13 protein-coding genes and 1 pseudogene are annotated in these 17,443 nt (G+C 74.7%); 4 read left to right on the forward strand and 10 right to left on the reverse strand.

Annotated elements, in window-relative coordinates; genetic code table 11:
• Positions 1–110 precede the first annotated feature (110 nt).
• The 9 genes and pseudogenes from OG617_RS30070 to OG617_RS30110 all read right to left on the reverse strand — a co-directional run bounded on the left by OG617_RS30070 (position 111) and on the right by OG617_RS30110 (position 9,187).
• Complete coding sequence (locus OG617_RS30070; RefSeq protein WP_405096281.1) at positions 111–914, reverse strand: Lrp/AsnC family transcriptional regulator; 804 nt, start codon at positions 912–914, stop codon at positions 111–113.
• A gap of 37 nt (positions 915–951) precedes the next feature.
• Positions 952–1,113 (reverse strand): annotated as a pseudogene (locus OG617_RS30075) (AsnC family protein); the annotation flags it as partial.
• A 24-nt stretch (positions 1,114–1,137) separates the two neighbouring features.
• Positions 1,138–2,781 (reverse strand): MFS transporter, encoded by a 1,644-nt coding sequence (locus OG617_RS30080; protein WP_405096282.1) that lies wholly within the window; start codon positions 2,779–2,781, stop codon positions 1,138–1,140.
• Between the two features lie 368 nt (positions 2,782–3,149).
• Positions 3,150–4,034 carry an STM4011 family radical SAM protein gene (locus tag OG617_RS30085; protein ID WP_405096283.1) on the reverse strand — a complete coding sequence of 295 codons (885 nt, stop codon included), beginning with the start codon at positions 4,032–4,034 and terminating at the stop codon, positions 3,150–3,152.
• On the reverse strand, positions 4,031–5,356 hold the full coding sequence (locus OG617_RS30090; RefSeq protein ID WP_405096284.1) for an STM4012 family radical SAM protein: 1,326 nt from the start codon (positions 5,354–5,356) through the stop codon (positions 4,031–4,033). The genes OG617_RS30085 and OG617_RS30090 overlap by 4 nt, the downstream gene beginning before the upstream one ends.
• Positions 5,353–6,156: an STM4013/SEN3800 family hydrolase gene (locus OG617_RS30095; RefSeq protein WP_396683466.1), complete on the reverse strand. Its 804-nt coding sequence runs from the start codon at positions 6,154–6,156 to the stop codon at positions 5,353–5,355. Before OG617_RS30095 ends, OG617_RS30090 begins: the two co-directional genes overlap by 4 nt.
• Complete coding sequence (locus OG617_RS30100; protein ID WP_405096285.1) at positions 6,144–7,298, reverse strand: STM4014 family protein; 1,155 nt, start codon at positions 7,296–7,298, stop codon at positions 6,144–6,146. Before OG617_RS30100 ends, OG617_RS30095 begins: the two co-directional genes overlap by 13 nt.
• A 1-nt stretch (position 7,299) precedes the next feature.
• On the reverse strand, positions 7,300–8,247 hold the full coding sequence (locus OG617_RS30105) for an STM4015 family protein (RefSeq protein WP_405096286.1): 948 nt from the start codon (positions 8,245–8,247) through the stop codon (positions 7,300–7,302).
• Between the two features lie 7 nt (positions 8,248–8,254).
• Complete coding sequence (locus OG617_RS30110) at positions 8,255–9,187, reverse strand: STM4015 family protein (protein ID WP_405096287.1); 933 nt, start codon at positions 9,185–9,187, stop codon at positions 8,255–8,257.
• A 192-nt stretch (positions 9,188–9,379) separates the two neighbouring features.
• Between OG617_RS30110 and OG617_RS30115 the strand changes: the two genes are divergently transcribed.
• Together OG617_RS30115 and OG617_RS30120 are read left to right on the forward strand one after the other, a co-directional pair.
• The gene (locus OG617_RS30115; protein WP_405096288.1) at positions 9,380–9,886 is read left to right on the forward strand and encodes a hypothetical protein; all 507 of its coding nucleotides are present in this window, start codon (positions 9,380–9,382) and stop codon (positions 9,884–9,886) included.
• Between the two features lie 109 nt (positions 9,887–9,995).
• Positions 9,996–11,054: a pentapeptide repeat-containing protein gene (locus OG617_RS30120; protein WP_405096289.1), complete on the forward strand. Its 1,059-nt coding sequence runs from the start codon at positions 9,996–9,998 to the stop codon at positions 11,052–11,054.
• 19 nt (positions 11,055–11,073) lie between these two features.
• On the opposite strand, the gene OG617_RS30125 is transcribed toward OG617_RS30120, so the two are convergent.
• On the reverse strand, positions 11,074–12,393 hold the full coding sequence (locus OG617_RS30125) for a hypothetical protein (RefSeq protein ID WP_405096290.1): 1,320 nt from the start codon (positions 12,391–12,393) through the stop codon (positions 11,074–11,076).
• A gap of 221 nt (positions 12,394–12,614) precedes the next feature.
• On the opposite strand from OG617_RS30125, the gene OG617_RS30130 reads away from it, so the two are divergent.
• Positions 12,615–13,496, forward strand: coding sequence for a hypothetical protein (locus OG617_RS30130; protein ID WP_405096291.1), 882 nt, complete (start codon positions 12,615–12,617; stop codon positions 13,494–13,496).
• Positions 13,493–17,407: a hypothetical protein gene (locus tag OG617_RS30135; RefSeq protein WP_405096292.1), complete on the forward strand. Its 3,915-nt coding sequence runs from the start codon at positions 13,493–13,495 to the stop codon at positions 17,405–17,407. Before OG617_RS30130 ends, OG617_RS30135 begins: the two co-directional genes overlap by 4 nt.
• Positions 17,408–17,443: the final 36 nt, after the last annotated feature.

Here is a 17,443-nt window from a genome sequence, read left to right on the forward strand (position 1 = left end):
GCAACCTGAACAAATGTTGAGGTCAAGTCCGGCGGGCTCGGCCGGCACACGGGGCGGTCCGCCCGGCGGCCAGGCGGCCGGCCGCTGCCTGCGTCGGCTGCCGGCGGGCGTCAGCGGGGCAGGTAGGTGAGAGTCTTGACCCGTCGGAGGATGAGGGCGGTCTCCGCGCTCTGGACCCCGGTCAGGGCGCCGATCCTGTCGCTGAGGTACGCGTACAGGTCGCTGCTGGTGCGGCAGACCATGAAGAGGGCGACGTTGGCCGGGCCGGTCACGGCCCCGGCGAAGCGCACCTCCGGGTGGCCTGCCAGCGCCCGTCCGGTCTGGGCGAGGGCGTGCGGAGCGACGGTCAGCCAGCACATCGCCCCGACGCCATGCCCGAGGGGTTCGTAGTCGTACTCGACGGCGAGGTACAGCACTCCCGTGGCGCGCAGCCGCTCCAGGTGTCGCCGGGTCACCGCCTCGGACTGGCCGGTGGCCTTCTGCAGCTCGGCGAGGGCGGCGCGGCCGTCACGGTGCAGCGCGGCCAGCAGCGCCTCGTCGACGGCGTCCAGGACGAGCGTCGCGGTGGGGGCGGCTGCGGCCGGGGGACGCAGTGCGGCCTCCTGGTCCGGGTCGAGGGCGCTGATCTTGCGTAACCAGCCGAGGGGTCCGCCGTAGAAGGAGTGCAGGATGCAATGGGCGCTGACCGAGGTGACGCGCGGGGTGCGGTGGAGACGTTCCAGGAGCAGATCGTCGCGTTCCTGGCGGGTGCGCGGCCTCATCGCGCACAACACCTCGGTGCCGCCGGAGACCAGGTCGACGTACTGGGTGTCGGGGCGTTTGGCGAGCGCGAGCGCCAGTTGCTCGGCCACGTTGGGGGTGCAGCCCAGCCGGACCATCCATATGTCGCGGCCCAGGCGGCTGTCGTCGGTCATGCCGGTCACCCGCAGGTACCGTGGTGCGCAGCCGCCGGAACCGGCGGGCGACGGTCTGGTCGGACACCCCCAGCACCTCGGCGATCCGGCTGAACGACGCCCGCCCGTCGAGCTCCAGCGCCTGCAGCAGCCTCAGGTCGAGCAGATCGAGCGTCTGGGGCACCACAGGCTTCTCCTGAGCGGGGCGGCAACGGGGCACGGCGCGGCCGGGTGCGGCGGGCGTTCAGGGCTGGTCGGGCTCATTGTAGGCATGATCGTGGCGTCCCGGATGTGAAGACCGCGCCGCCTGCGGCGTGGTCAGCGCCGGCTGCGGCACCGCGCCGGCGGAGGTGGGGTGGTTCGCCACGGCGGGGGCCGTCGTGGCCGGCCGCCGTCGTCGCAGCAGTACGGCGGCAGCCAGCGCGGCGAGCACCAGCAGGGTCGCCGAGACGAACAGACACAGCCGTAGGCCGTCGAGGAACGCCTCGGACATCGCGCCCAGGGCGCGTTCGGTGTCGGCGCCCAGGTCCAGCCCGGCGACGGCGCCGATCCCGCTCGCGTCGGCCGTTTCCGTGATCTGCCGTGCCCGCTCACCGGTCAGCCCCGCGTCGGCGAGGTGGCCCGGCAGGGTGCCCACCGCCTTCACGGTCAGCAGGGCTCCCATGAGGGCCGGTCCGAGCGCGCCGCCGACCTGCCGGAAGGCGTTGTTGCCCGCGGCCGCCATGCCGGCCCAGTGCGGGGGCACCGAGGCGACGGCGATGTTCGTGATGCACGGGAAGGCGAGGCCGAGGCCCAGCCCCAGCAGGGCCAGGCGCCAGGCCACCGAGACGAAGGACGTGTCGGGGCCGACCGTGGTCAGGCACAGCAGCGCGACCGCCGCGACCAGCAGCCCGACCGTGATGAGCACCCGGGCCGGCACGTGACGCATCACGCGCCCCATCACCAGGCCCAGGAACATGGACACGACGTTGACCAGCACCATGCGGATGCCGGACTCCAGGGTGGTCAACTGCTGCACCAGGCCGAAGTACAGGCTGAGCACGAAGAAGAAGCCGATCAGCCCCAGGAAGCTGATCATGGCCGCCAGCGTGGAAGCGGCGAAGGCCGGGCTGCGGAACAACGACAGGTTCAGCATGGGCGCTTTGCTGCGCAGCTCCACCCGCACGAAGGCGGCGGCACTCACCACGGCCACCGCCAGGGCCGCGAGTGCCCGCGGATGCGTGAACGACTCGGCCCCACCCTCGATCACCCCGTAGATCAACGCGGTGATCGCCAGCGCGGCGGTGACCTGTCCGGGCCAGTCGAGCCTGCGCTCGCCCGGCGCCCGGGACTCGTCCAGCAGCCGTGCGGCGAACACCATGGTCAGAAGCGCCACCGGCACCGGCAGCAGGAAGATCCACCGCCAGCCCACATGTTCGAGGAGCACCCCGGCGAACAGCGGCGGCACCGCCATGGCAGCCATCATGCAGGTCGTCCACCAACCGATGTACTTGCCGCGCTCACGGTGATCGGGTACCGCGTGACTGATCAACGCCAACGTCACCGGCAGCAGCGCGGCGGCTCCCGCACCGGCCAGGGCCTGCCCGACCCAGAGCACCTCGACCGAACGGGCGCACAACGCCACCAGGGCGCCCACGGCGCACAACGCCAGGCCCACCTGGAAAACCCTCTTGCGGCCGTGCACGTCCGCGAACACCCCGGCGGTGAGGATCAAAGCGGCCACCGGCAGCACGAAGGCGTCCGAGACCCACGACAGCTGCGCGGTGGAGGCGCCCAGCGCCTGCTGGATCGCCGGCAGGCTCACCGTGACGGTGACCACCGGCAGGTAGGCGACGAAGACCCCCGCGCACGCCAGCGCGATCGTGGCCCCCCGCCCGCGAGCCGTCATTCCCCCACTTGACACGTTCAAAGGACGCCCTTTTCTCCAGCACGACACGACACGACACGGCACGGCACGGCACGGCACGGCACGACACGGCACGTCGCGGTTGGTCACCGCACGCCCACGATCCGTCGAATCCACGCCACCGGGCCAGCCAGATCCCGCCACCTCGCGGGAACTCGACATCAGGACCCGGTCGGCCCACGATTTCCGACACGGCCGCCGGGACCGGAGCCGGCTGTGGTGCGGCGGAGGGCTGGCCCACGACGGGCGCTTCCGCTTCGCCGACGCGTACCGCGACGCCCGCTTCGCCGACGCCTATCGGCAGCCGCCGGGCCGCACAGCCTGCGGGCCTGACCGCCGGGCGGCCGGAGTCAGCCGTGCGGCCAGGCAGCCGGGATGCGTTCCAGCAGGCCGCCGGCGAACACGTCGCGCAGCCCGAGGGGCTTGAGGTGGACGTACCCGATGTGGCAGTCGCAGACCGCGTTGACGCACGTGCGGGGCCGTAGCGCGGCCCGCCACGACCCGTCGTACAGGTTGCCGATCGGCTCCGGGACGAAGTGGCAGCGGCGCACCGTGCCGTCGCCGAGCACGGAGATCGCCGTCTCCCCGGCGTGGCACGGCCGGTCCAGCGACAGGTGCGGGCGCACGCTGTAGCCGAACAGCGGGTCCAGCGCCGTCCAGGTCGTCTCCTCGGCGGCGTCGTAGCGGCGGCCCTCGGCGGCGTTCACCCACAGGTACACCTCGGGCGGCAGCGCGGCGCGCAGGGCCCGCGCCTCGTCGAGGTGCTCCGGCAGGCCGACCACCCCCACCGAGAACCGGACCCCCAGCTCCGCCAGCCGCGCGCAGCGGGCCAGGAACCGCTCCCGGGTGACCTGCCCCGGGTGGTACGTCGTCCACAGTGCCGCCCGGGCCGGGTCGGCGTCGGCCAGCCAGTCCACCCGGGCGGCCAGGTTGGTCTGGATGACCACCCGGTCGACGTGCGGCAGGTGCGACAGCGACACCATGGCGTCCCGGTACCAGCGGCGGGTCAGCCCCTCGCCCCACGGGGTGAACAGCACCGACAGCCGCACGTCGGTGCTGGCGGCCACCCAGCCGGTGAACCGGGCGAGCGCCGCCCGGTCCTCGGCCAGCAGCTCCGGCGGGTCGCGCCGCTTCGCGAACGGGCAGTACGGGCAGTCGTAGTTGCAGCTCGCCAGGGGCCCCCGGTAGAGGATCGCCAGGCCCGCCTCCCCGCCGCACCGATCGGCCGGGTTCACCGTGGCACGTACCCGGTCATCGCGCTGCGCACCTGCGCGGAGGTCAGCCACGGGCCGACCGCGTCGGAGCGGGCCAGCCCTGCCGGGGTGAGCCGCAGCCCGCCGTCGGTGGCCCAGCCCCGGTCGACCAGCCGCCCCAGCTCGGGGAAGTCCTCGCCGGCCGGGCGGCCGAACCGGGCCCGGTACGCGACCGGGTCCACCCCCTCGGCGCGCAGCAGCGACTTGAGCAGCCAGCGGCGGCGCTGCTCGGTGTCGTCGAGGGTGAACCCGAACTCGGCGAACCGGAAGTCGTCGGCCGGCCGGGCCAGGTAGTCGTCGAGCACCACCCGCACCTCGGACACGCTCACCGCGTAGTCGAACGAGTAGTGCAGGCCCGTGGTGTAGGAGCGGGCGCCGCAGCCCAGCCCCACCATCCCGTCGTCCTGGCAGCAGTAGTCCGGGCCGTCCGGCGCCGGCACGTCGGCCCGGCGGAACTGCCGCATCGACTCCTGCCGGTACCCGGCCGCGCCGAGGGCGTCCACCGCCTGCTCGTACAGGGCGAGCCGCTGCGCGTCCCAGTCCGCCCGGCCGTGCGCCCGCCGGCCCAGCCCGGTCAGCGGTCGCACGTACAGCGGGTACAGGTACAGCTCCTCCGGCCGCCACGCGAGGGCCGCGTCCAGGCTCTGCCGCCACGTGTCGGCGGTCTGCCCGTCGATGCCGTAGATCAGGTCGATGTTGAGCACGGGGATCCGCGCGTCGCGAATCGCGCCGAGGGCGGCCTCCACCTCCGTGCGGCGCTGCGGCCGGCCGGCGGCGCGGGCCTCGACGTCGAGGAAACTCTGCACCCCGATGCTCACCCTGGTGGTGCCGTGCGCGGCGAGCACCGCGAGCCGGTCCGGCGTCGCGGTGGCCGGCGAGGTCTCCACCGACAGCGGTACGCCGGGCAGCCGCGCGCCGAGCGTGGACGTGGCGATGTCGAACAGCTCGGTCAGCTCGTCGGCGGTCAGGTAGGTCGGCGTGCCGCCGCCGAGCGCCGTGCGGGCGTACCCGGTGTCGCCGCCGAGCGCGTCGGCCACCCGCTGGGCCTGCCGGCGCAGCTGCCGCAGGTACGCGGTGACCTGCTCGGCGGGGGCGTTGGCGCGGGTGAACAGGTTGCAGAACCCGCACCGCATCTCGCAGAACGGCAGGTGGACGTAGAGGAAGAGCGCGTCGCGTGCCTCGGCCCGCCACACGTCGGCCAGCAGCGGCCGGGGCCGCAGCGCCCGGTACGAGGTCTTGTGCGGGTACGCGTACAGGTACTGCTGGTACGGCGAGCCGTCGAGGCCCGTGTCGGTGCTGGTCACCATTCTCCCGGTTGCAGGGTGAAGTGGGCGTACGGGACCGTCCACACCACGTCGTGGCCGATCCGGTGGCCGGTGTGGCCACCCTCCCCGTACGCCGTGCCGTGGTCGGAGCAGATGATCGTGAACACCGGTCGGCCGCGCCCGGTGAGCAGGGCGAACAGCCGGCCGATGCGGCTGTCGACGTACTCCAGGGCGGCGGCGTGGCTGGCCGGGTCGTCGTGCGCGGCGCCGGGGACGTAGTGCCGGTTGGGCTGGTGCAGCGCCGCGACGTTGAGGAACGTGAACAGCGGCTGGGCGGCGGGGACCCGGGGCAGCACCTCGGCCAGCCGGTCGAGCTGCGCGTCCAGGCAGGTGGGGGAGGTGACCCCGAACTCCGGCTCCCAGTGCGCCTCGGCGAACAGGCCGGGCAGCACCGACCCGAGCGGGCTGCGCCGGTTGAAGAACCCCACCCCGCCCAGGCAGAGCGTGTGGTAACCCGCCCCGGCCAGGGCGGTCGGCAGGTCCGGCGCGTCGAACACCCAGGTGTCGGAGCCCGACGTCTCGCTGCCGGGGAACGCCGCCGCGTACAGCCGCTCGTGTCGGCCGTGGCTGACCGGGGTGGGCAGGAAACCGGCGAAGAACGCGTGGTGCGCCGCGTAGGTGAAGCTGGCGGGGGAGTGCCGGCGCTCCCACCGGCCGCCCGGCAGCGCCCGCGCCAGCTGCGGGGTGCGCCCGGCGGCGGCCAGCCCGTCGGCCACGTCCCAGCGCAGGGTGTCCAGGGTGACCAGGCAGATGTCGTGGCCGCCGATCAGGCTCCGCACGCGATGACCTCCCGCCCGGCCGGGCGTCCCGGCGCCGCCGGCCGCGCGGCCTCCGGGGCCGTCGCCGGAGTGGCCCGCCCGGCGGCCTCCCGCCAGCTGTCCCACCGGCCGCTGGTCAGGGCGTGCACCTGCTCGGCGTAGGTGTCCCGGCCGTCGACGAGCACCCCGGGCAGCAGGTCCCCGAACGCGTTGACCTCCGCCACCGCGTGCCGCCGCCAGCCGAGCAGGAACATCAGGTCGACGCCGACGTGCAGGCTGCGCGGGAAGCACGCCGCCGCCCGCTCGCAGGTCTCCATCGCCGCCGCCCACGCCGCCGGCCCGGCCGCCGATCGCAGCTCGGCCAGGTCGCCACGGGCGTTGCCCAGGTGCAGGTTCGTCATCGGCCCCCGGGAGGCGCGGACCACCGCGTGGGTGGGCCGGCCGGCGACCACCACCACCCGCAGGTCGACGACCCGGTCGCCGAGCCCCGCCTTGGGCAGCCACCGTTCCACGTGCAGCCCCTCCGGGGCGAGCCGGTCGACGAGCCCGGCGACGGTGGCCTCGTCGTCGTAGTGGCGCACCCGCAGCGAGTTGAACAGCCCGTCCGGGGCCACCTCGATCGGGGTGACCGCCCGGACCCGGCCGGGACCGACCGCGAGGGCGATCACCCCGGCGGCCGACGAGCCGTGCGCGGGCTTGACGAACACCCGCGACCAGCCCGCCTCCGTCATCGCCGCGCGCAGCCCCGCGTACCCGTCGACCGGGGGCAGCGCGCCCGGCACCGGGACCCCGGCGGCGTCCAGCAGGGCGTGGCAGCGCCGCTTGTCGCACAGCGCGGCCACGTCGGCCGGGTGGTTGAGCAGCTCCGCACCACCCGCCGCCACCAGGCCGAGGCCGTCGACCAGGCCGGCGTACGTGTCGGCGAGGCCGACCAGCTCGCCGTGCCGGGCCGGGGTGGCCGCCCGCCGCAACAGCCGGTCCACCTCCGGGTCCTCGCCGGGGGAGTCGACGCGCACCAGGGCGCCCGCCGGCGGCGGGGCTGCCCCGGTGAGCACGTCGGCCCAGGGCAGCACCGCCGGCCGGGGCAGGCCGGCGGCCAGCACGGCCCGGGTGAACAGGCCCACCCGGCGGTTGTCGGGGTTGCCGACGACGGTCAGCCGCATGTCACTCCGACACCGCCGTGTACCGGTACGTCTCGTCGTCGTCCTCTTCCTCCTCCTGCGGGTCGGAGAGGTCCACCTCCACGCCCGGCAGGGCCGCCTTCACCGCCGCGACAACCTCGTCGGAGACGAAGTGGTGGCTCAGGTCCAGCTTGGCGAGGTGGGCGAGCGGCTGCCCGCCGGCCAGGGCGAGCGCGCCCCGGTCGCCGAGGGTGCCCAGCGACAGGTCCAGCTTCTCCAGCCGCCTCACCACCGGCGCGGCGGCGAGGGCCTCGGCGATGTCGTCGGCGATCTCGGAGTTGCACAGCCCGAGCCGGCGCAGCGCGGGGAACCGCTCCCCGGCCAGCAGCGGGGCCAGGTCCGCCACGGTGGTGTCGCCTCCGTACTCGTCGACCCCCAGCCACAGCTCCAGGTCTTCCAGGGCGGGCAGTTCGGAGTCGAGCACGGCCCGGACGAACTCGGCGGGCAGGCCGCCGCTCTCCACCTCCAACCGGCGCAGCCGCTCGTGGCGCACCGGCGAGAACCGGAAGTCCTCCCCGCCGCGCACCCGCAGCAGCTCCAGGCCGGGGTAGGCGGTCAGCAGCGGGCTGACGTCGCCCACCCGCATCCAGGAGATCTCGCACTCCTCGCCGACGATGTCGCCGAGGAACAGCGCCTTCAGGTTCGGCAGGCGCGGCGCGGCCTCGCAGAGCTGGGCGATCGGGGCGCCGTTGAACGCCGCGTACCCCCAGGAGCCGATCACCAGCGCCTCGACGGACTCGTCGGCCCGGTCGAGGAAGTGCTCGAACGCGTCGCGGAACTCGGGGGAGAGCTTGTGGTCGCGGCCCCGGTCCCACTCGCGCGTGGCGATCCGCCAGGCGGTGGGGCCGTCCACGGTGGGCAGCGGGCCGTCTGCGGGGACCTCGACGACCGTGCGACCGGCGAAGAACTCGGCGTGGGATCCGACGGTCATGGCCTGCTCACTCTCCGACCGCGGTGAAGCGGTACTCGCGGCCGTTGTAGACCTCGGCGGTCTGCGGGTCCGACAGGTCGACCTCGACGCCCGGCAGGGCGGCGACGACCCGCTCGCGCGCGGACTCGGAGAGGAAGCTGTGGTGCAGGTCGAGGCGGCGCAGGTGGGTCAGCGGCTGCCCGGCCAGCAGCGCCTCCGCGCCGACGTCGGTGAGGATCCCCTTCGACAGGTCGAGCACCTCGAGCTGGCGGACCACCGGCGCGGCGGCGACCGCCTCCGCGATCCGGTCGGCGAACTCGGCGTTGCACACCGCGAGGTGGCGCAGCGCCGGCAGCCGGGTGCCGGCCAGCACGTCGGCCAGTTCGGCGCGGGTCGTGTCGCCGCCGTAGTCCTGCCGGCCGAGCCACAGCTCGAGGCGCTCCAGCGCGGGCAGGTCGCAGCCGCCCACCGCGGCGGCCACCGACCCGGGCAGCCCGCCGGTCTGGAACACCAGCTCCCGCAGCCCGGTGTGCCGCACCGGGTCGAGGCGCAGCTCGTTGCCCCCGCGCACCCAGAGCACCTCCAGCGACGGGTACGCCGCCAGCAGCGGGGTGATGTCGCCCTGCGTGAGCCAGGAGATCTCGCACTGCTCGCCGACCAGGTCGGCGAGGAAGACCGCCCGCAGCGACGTCCACTCCTCCGCCGCCTCGACCAGCAGGTCGACCGGCAGCGCCCGCTCGTACGCCGAGCCCCACTCGCCGATCACCAGGGCCCGGACCGCGTCGGCGGGCACCTCGGCGCGCAGGGCCGCCACCAGGGCGGCGAACTCCTCCGGGTCGGCGTCGAAGTCCTCCACCTCCAGCCGCCAGGCGACCGCCGACGGGTCGTCGGGCAGGGTCATCCCCGGGGTGAAGGGCAACACGGGTAGCCCCGTGAACGACGACAGATGGGAGTGGATCACGCCAACCTCCGATTCGACTGGTGCAGCGGCGGCGCGACCGTAACAGTCCGTACCGACAGAAAGATCACCGGCGGTCGGCCGACCCCGACCACGACAGGGGCATCTAGTCATGAACGTCGATACCTGGTAGAAATTCTGCAAGACCGGCCCCTGAACCGCAGAAAATCAACCCCCAGGCGAACCGGGAGAACCATGTCCACGCCCCGTTCCACCCTGCGCCGCCGAGCGGTGACTCTGCTCGTCGCCTCGCTCGCCGCCATCGGCATCACCGTCGGTCTCGCCGGCCCGGCCCTGGCGGTCACCCACTCCAGCGCCACCTCGCAGCTCGCCGCCGCCGGCATCTCCTGGACCTCCAGCGGCGGATGCAGCGACCGCAACAACCCCACCTGCACGTCGTTCGACGGCGTCCGGCAGGCCACGATCGAGGGCATCATCACGTTCAAGCGGGCCAGCGGCTGTGCAATCACCGTCACCGCCGGCACCGAGACCGGCCACATCGGCGGCACCTACAGTCACTGGAACGGCTACAAGCTCGACATCGCCCTGAGCACCTGCGTGCAGAACTACATCTCGGCGGCCTACACCTACGTCGGGTACATCTCCGGCTTCGGCTACCAGTACCGCGCGGGCTCCGGAAACCTGTACACCAAGGAAGGCAGCCACTGGGACATCCTCTTCTACAGCTGCGGCGGCTGCTGACCGCGTACGACGAGGAAGGCCGTCACCCACGCATGCGGGTGGCGGCCTGCTGCGCGCCGTTGCCGTTTCCCTCGCCGACCGGCTTTTCCCGCACTGCTTCAATGAGCGGATGCCCACACTTGGTCATCGTCTGCGCGCGGTGCGTGCCGCGTGGGTCGCGCCCGAGCCGCCGCCGTCCCGCCCCTCCGGGGGCGGGCGGCGACCGCCCGCCCCCGCCGCCCGTGTCCCTGCGACGCCGCCGCCCCGCCGGTTGCGGACGGGCCGCCCCACCTCGGTCGAGCTGACCCTCGCCGCGCCGGTCGACCTGCGTCCCGACCCGTGGCAGCGGCTGATCGCGGTCGGCAGCATCCTGTCCGTGCTGGTCGTCGCGGTCGGGCTGTGGATGACCAACGAGGCGAATCGTGACCAGCAACGACTGAGCGCCCAGGGGCAGATCACCGAGCGGTACGCCACGAGCGTCGAACAGCTCGGCTCCGAGAAGCTCGACGTCCGCCTCGGCGCGGTCTACGCGCTCGAACGCATCGCCCGGGACTCCGCTCAGGACGAGGGGCCGATCATCGAGGTCCTCTGCGCGTTCCTGCGTACCCACGCGCCCGTGCAGCCCGCGCTGCAGGGCAGGGCCGAGGAGTCACCCCCGGACGTCCGCGCCGCGGTGACCGTGCTCGGCCGCAGACCCCGGCCGACGTGGCCGGAGCACCGGGTGCTCGACCTCACCAACGTCTACGTCTCCATCCCGAGTGCCGCCCTGCCCCGCAGCTGGTTCGCCGGCACCGAACTGGCCCTTTGGGACCTCACCGACACCGACCTGACCGGGTCGACGTTCACCGGCGCCCTGCTGCACCGAGCTCATCTCGACTCGGCGAGGCTCGTCGACGCCGACCTCAGCGACGCGGTCCTCACCGAGGCCACCGCCACCCATGCCAACCTCGCCGGCGCGAACCTGTCCGGCGCCGACCTGCGCGACGCGAACCTGTCCCGCGCTGACCTGTCCGGGGCTGACCTGCGCGACGCTGATTTGCGCGACGCTGACCTGACCGGCGCCAACCTGCGGGGCGCCGACCTGACAGGGGCCAAGTTGCGGGGCGCGGACCTGACCGGTGCCGATCTGAGCAGGGCCAAGCTGAGCGACCCGTACGTGCTGGAGCACGTCACAAGGCCGAGCCCCTGACCTGACCGGGACGGTCAGGCTACGCGCTCGCGGCCACCTCGGGCGCGGGCTGTTCGCCGGCCCTCTCGGCGGGCCGGGGCGCGCCCGGTCGGCCCCGCACCGTCGGGTACTCGGCGGTCTCGCCGCCCCCGGCCGCGGCGGCCATCACGGCGGCGGCGGCCAGGTCGGCCACCCGCTTCGCCTCCCGCTGCACCCGGGCCCGGACGTCCTTGGCGTGCTGCTCGACCGAGTCCGCCGAGCGGCGCGCCTCCTCCAGCCGGTTCGTCTCGGCCGCCAGCTCCTGCCGGAGCTCACCCAGGCGCTGCTGCAACTGGTTGACCTGCTGCTCGACCGCGGCCCCTTCCTGGCGGACCCGGGCGAGCTGCTGCTGGGTGGCGTCCAGCTCGGCGTGCAACTGGGTCAGCGCCTGCCGCTGGCTGCCGACCTCCTGCTGCACGGCGGTGAGCTGCTCCTGGTGCGCGGTCGCCTGCTCGTCGGCGCGCTTGCGCACCTCCGTCGAGTACTGCTGCGCCTCGGCGATCAGCGTGGCGATCTTCTCCTCGGCGGCGGTGAGCTGACCCGCCACCTCCCGTTCGGCCGCCGCCCGGTGCTCGGCCAGCTCCTGCTCGGCCGCCGCCCGCCGCTCGTTGATCTCCCGCTCCACGTTGACCCGCCACTGGGTCAGCTCCTGCTGACTCTGCGCGCGCGCCGCCTGGACCTCCTGCTGGATCTGCGTACGGGCCGCCTTGGTCAGCGCCTCGGCCGCGGCGCGGGCCTGCTCCACCTGCTGGGCGGTCAGCTCGTTGATCCGCTTCGCCTCCTGCTGGGCGTGCTCGTGGGCGGCCTCGCCGTCCACCCGCAACTGCTCCACCAGCTCCTGGATGTCCGCGAGCTGCGCCTCGGCAGCCGAGCGCCGCTCCTCGTACGCCTTCTCCTGCTCGGCCCGCCGCGCCGACAGCTCCGTCTTGAGTTCGTGCAACGACTGGGCGGCGTGCTCCTGTGCCTCCAACAGGGTCCGCTCCGCCTCGGCCTGCAACTCCCCGGCCCGCTGCGTGGCGGCCTCCGCGATCAGCCCGCCCTGCTTCTCGGCCAGCGCGAGGATCTGGTCGACCACCGGCCCCAGGTCCCTGAACGACGCCCGGTCCACCTGTGCCGGGCGCTGGCGCAGCTCGGACACCTCCGCCTGGAGCTGCTGGAACTGGAGGGTGAGGTTGCGCAACTGGTGCTGCGCCCGGTCCCGCTCGGACGACAGCGACGCGGCGGCGCCGTCGACCTGCTGGACGTACCGGTCGACCTGCCGCTTGTCGTAGCCGCGCAGCGCCTGCTCGAAGCTCGGCCGTTGGGCCGCGTCCCCCCGCATCGCGAAAGAATCACCAGCAGTGGACATGCGTCGACCTCCGTACTTCCGGGACGCTGCGGGCGGACCACCCCTCCGCCGAACGTGATGCCGCGCAACGTTACCGCCGCTGGCCGCACTCGGTCACCCCGCCCCGCCCGGGTGTCCACACTGGCCCGCCTGCCGGGCGTGAGCCGCCGGTGGGGCCCGCCCGGCGAGCACACACCGCCTATGCTCGGCACCCGATGGACGGTAGTCAGGCGGAGCCGGTGCGTTACCAGACGACGGTCGGCCGCCCGGGTGAGGCGGATGCGGTGACGGAGGGGGAGGGCGTCCCCCCGACCGACGCGCCGGAGGGAGACCTGGGCCGCCGCGAACGGGCACTCGTCCGGCGCATCCGCAGGCTGCGGGATCACCACGCCCGGTCCGAACAGGAGCTCGTGGACCTGCGGTACGTCCTGGACACGAGGGCAGCGGAGCTCGATCAGCTGCGGCACGACCTGAGCGCCGCCCTGGACCGGACCGCCCTCCTCGACGCCCGCCTCAGGGACTTCGGGGACGTCACGCCCGAGGAGTTCGCCGCCCGGGTCCGCCGGACGGAGCGGGACCTCGCGGCGCGCGAGGAGGAGGCCGCACGCCAGGCCGCGGAGGCCGAGCAGGTCGTCGCCGAGGCCCGGCGGCAGGCGGCGGAGCTGCTGGCGAACGCGAGAGCGGAGGCCGAGGCGCGCATCGAGCGGGACCGGCGGACCGCCCACCGGCACGCCGAGGACGCCCACCGGGAGATCGTCGCCCGCGCTGAGAACAGGGCCGAGGCGATCCTCGCCGAGGCCGCGCTGCAGGCACGCCGGCTGCGGGGCGAATCGCTCGCGGCCGTCGCCCTGCCGGCGCGGCCGGCCTTCCGGACCGTCAGACACGGGTACGCCAAAGGCCAGGTGAACAACTTCGTCGGCTGGGCGAAGAAGGCGGCGGCGGATCCGGCATCCGCGCCCGAGCCTCCGAGCACGGAGTTCCGGGCCGCCGATTCGGGCTACGAGCACGCCGCGGTGGACGCCTGGGTCCGCACGGTGCTCGGGCTGATCCGGCGGGGCCACGCCGACGAGCCCGGAACCCCCGGCGGTGCCGCGTGACGGGCGTCCAGCCGCGCCGCCGCCGCGCGATCAGCATCGGCGTGCCGACCTTCGGCGTCGCGCCCGGTGCGGATCCGTTCGCCCCCGCGCCGCTGCCCTTCGTCCACGAGCGGGTGCCCGCCGTCACCGCCGCCCTGCGGCGGTTCGACTATACGGTCACCGAGTGCCTCGACCCGGTCCACCTGTCCGGGGCTGCGCTGCCGGAGCTGATCTGGCGGGAGGCCGAGGAGTGTGGACCGGACGGCCTGCTCGTCGTCCACATCATCAGCCACGGGGTGCTCACCGACGACGGCGCGCTCTACGTCGTCGGCGCCGACGGCCGCCACCACCCCGAGGGCCAAGTGACCGAGTGGATACGCCGCTTCGGTCACTTCCCGCACCTCCCGGCGGCCCTGTTCCTGCTCGACCTCTGCCACGCGGGCGCCGCCGCACGCCAGCCCTGGCACCTGTCCACGGCCGACGGCGCCGGTCGGGCCTGGGTGATCGCCGCGTCCGCGCCGCACCAGCAGGCGTTCCGGGGCCGCTACTCCGCGGCCGTGGCCAACGTGCTGACCATGCTCGCCGGCGCCGACGCGCACACCGATGCCGAACAGCGGCACCTGCCTCTGGAGCGGGTGGCGGCGGCGCTGCGCCGTGAGGTCAGGCGGCTGGTGGCCCGCGACGGGGCACTACCCCAGGAGGTGACCGGAAGCCTCTGGGACATCGCCGCCGGCTCACCCGACGTCGCGTTCTTCCCGAACCCCGGCTTCCTCGACGGCGGGGGACGCCGGGCCGTCCGGGCCAGCGTCGACGTCGCCGTCGCCCCCTTCCTCGACGACGTCGACGAGGCCCTCGACCCGGTGCACTTCATGGACGTCGCCAGCGGCATGAAGGGCCACCACGGGCGGGGCTGCTTCAGTGGGCGCAGCCGGGAGCTGCGCGCCCTCACCGCCTGGTGCGACGGCCACGGCGAGCCGTGGTTGCGGGTCGTCACCGGCGGGCCGGGCGCCGGCAAGTCCGCCATCATCGGGGTGATCGTCTGCGCCGCCCACCACCTGCTGAACGGGCCCACCCGGCGCATCTGGGACACCGCCGACTGGGCGCCGAGGGTGAACCGCCACCTGGCGGCCGTGCACGCCCGCCAGCGTGGCCTGGCCGAGATCGTCGCCTCCCTGGCCAGCCAGTTGGCGCTCACGCCCCCGGACGGGCGGCCCTGGGAGGTCTCCGAGCTGGTCGCCGGGATCGGTGAGCTCGACACACCGCCGGTGATCGTGCTCGACGCCCTCGACGAGGCCGAGCAGCACCAGCAGGTGATGTCGAAGCTCCTGCTGCCCCTGGCCGGGGCCAGGCGACCGGACGGGCGACCCGCCTGCCGGCTGCTCGTCGGGATGCGCCCGTGGCCGGAGTTCGCGGCACTGCGCGAGCTGGCCGAGGGCGCGGGTGGGCTGATCGACCTCGACGCCGCCGACCGGTGGCAGTTGGAGCGCGACATCGAGCGGTACGTCGACACGTTGCTGCGCTACCACCCGCCCTACGACGGGGTGGAGTACGCGGGTGCCCGGGCCAGCTTCGCCCACGCGCTCGCCGCGACCCTCGTCCACGACCGCCCCGGCGACGACGAGCACCGGTGGGGCGAGTTCCTGGTCGCTGGCCTCTACACCTACCACTTCGTCGCCGCGTACGACGCCGTCGCCGACAACGTCCGGGCCCGTGAGCTGGCCGCCGCCGTTCCCCGGACGCTGCCCGACCTGCTGGATCTGGACCTGTCGACGCGACCCCAGGCGTGGCTGCGACCGGTGCTGACCGCGCTCGCCCACGCCCGGGGCGACGGCATGCCCGCCGACGTCATCCAGGACGCCGCGGCGGCGTTCGCCCCCGCCCCGGACGTCGCGGCGGACGGTCCGTCCCCGCAGGCGCAGCGGCGGCGGATCACCGAGGCCCTCGACGCCGGCCGCTTCTACCTGCGGGTGAGCGCCGACGTCGACGGCACCACCCTCTACCGCCTCTTCCACCAGGGGCTCTCCGACCACCTCCGCCGCTCCGGCGGCGGCCCCGCGCAGTCGGCCCGCCTGGCCGAGGCCATGCTCGCGCCGCTGACCAGCATGGCGGGCGCCGGCCGGCGCTGGGACCTCGCGGAGCCGTACCTGCGCCGGCACGCCGTCACCCACTGCGCGGAGAGCGGCCGGCTGGACCTGCTGGCCGACGACCCGGAGTTCCTGGTGCACGGCGAACCGCAGGCCGTGGCCGAGCTGATGGCCGCGCACCAACTCCCGTGGCTGTCCCCGGACGGCCTCGCCCGGCTCCCGAAGTCGACCCGGTCGCGCCGGTACGCGCTCGCGGTCACCGCGCTGCTCGGCGGCGAGCCCGGCACCGCCCGCGCCCTCTGCCACCCGCCCGGTCAGCCGCCGCTGGACTGGGCGCCCGGCTGGGCCGTCCCCGCCGCAGGCGAGGAGACCGTGGGCCTGCGGCCGGCGGGCCTGCTGGTCGACGCCCCGACCGAGGTGACCGCGCTCGTCAGGTGGCGCGGGCAACTGCACATCTGCGTGGTGACGACGCACGGGAGCCTCACCGTGTGGCGGGCCGCCGACCTCGCGCCACTCTGGTCGGCCCAGCTCGGCGGTCACCCCCGGTCCCTCCACCACCGGGGGCGCGTGGTCGTCGTCGAGGACGGCTCCGGGCGGGTGTACGGCTGGGAGGTCGCCACCGGTCGGCCGGCGCCGGTCGACGGCGACTCCGGCCCGACTCCGGCCGGGGACGGACCACCCCCGCCGCCGGCCGCCCCACCGCAGACCTCCCCGCCGCCGGCCGCCCCATCCCCGGAGTCCCCGCCTCCGGACTCCCCACCTCCGGGGCCCACCGCGCGGGTGGCGACCGAGTCGGGGCCGATCCTGCTCGCCGCCGACCCCCGGGGCGGCATCCGCCTGCTCCGTCACGACGGCTGGCAGTGGATCCCGGCCGGCTGGCAACCGACGCGTCACCCGGTGACGGCCCTCGCCGGCATCGCGGTCGGCCCCCGGCTCACCATCGTCCGGGTCGACGGCGGCGACGTCGTCGTCACCTCACACAACCTGCGCAAGGAGGCGCGACCCACCGACGCCGGACACCTGCTCGGCCGGCTGTCCGACAGTGCCACGCCGACCGGCGACGATCCCCGGCCGGCGGGCACCCGGCCGACCGGCGGCACCCGGCTGACCTGCGCGCTGGCCGGCCGGGACCTGCTCGTGCTCGCTGAGGGGGAGCGGGCGCAGGCGTGGTGGCTGAGGGCCGACCGCGCCACCGCCGCCGGCCCGCTGACGCCCGTGCCCGCCGCCGGCGGACACCTCGTCTCGGTCGTCGCCACCGCCGTAGGGGAGCCTCGGGTGGCGACCGGGACCGTCGACGGCAGGGTGCTGGTGCGCGATGCCGCCACCGGCGCGGTCGTCGGCGCCTGCCACCCGCACCGGCAGCCCGTCACCGCGCTGGCCTTCGCGCCGCGGGGTCTGCTCGTGTCGGCCTCGGAATCGGGTGACCTCGCGGTCACCGACCCGGCGACCGGCCGCACGGAGTATCACGGGCTCACCGGGCACGACGGCCGGGTGGAGTCGGTGGCCCTCACCCCGCTCGGCGGTCGCCCGGTCGCGCTCTCCGCCGCCGCCGACGGCATCCGGGTCACGGACCTGCGCAGCCGGTACGTCTCACCGCTGGCCACGCCCGTGGCACCGGAGCCCGACGGCCCCGGGCAGGTCGAGCACATCGTGCTGCCCGACGGTGGGCAGGCCACCGTCACCTGGCGCGACACCCGCCTGTTCATCGCCGACGCGCTCTCCGAGCGGCTGCTCGCGGACATCGACCTGGGCGCGCCGGTCGACGGGGTGACCCTCGTCGGGCCGGACCTCGCCGTCCGGTGCGCCGGACGGGTCGTGCTCCTGGCGGCCCGGCCCCGCCAACGGTAGGCGGCCCGGCCCGCCCCCGCTCCGCCCCGCCAACGG

Origin of the sequence: Micromonospora sp. NBC_01412 (assembly GCF_045040215.1) — a bacterium.
Classification (GTDB): domain Bacteria; phylum Actinomycetota; class Actinomycetes; order Mycobacteriales; family Micromonosporaceae; genus Micromonospora; species Micromonospora rubida.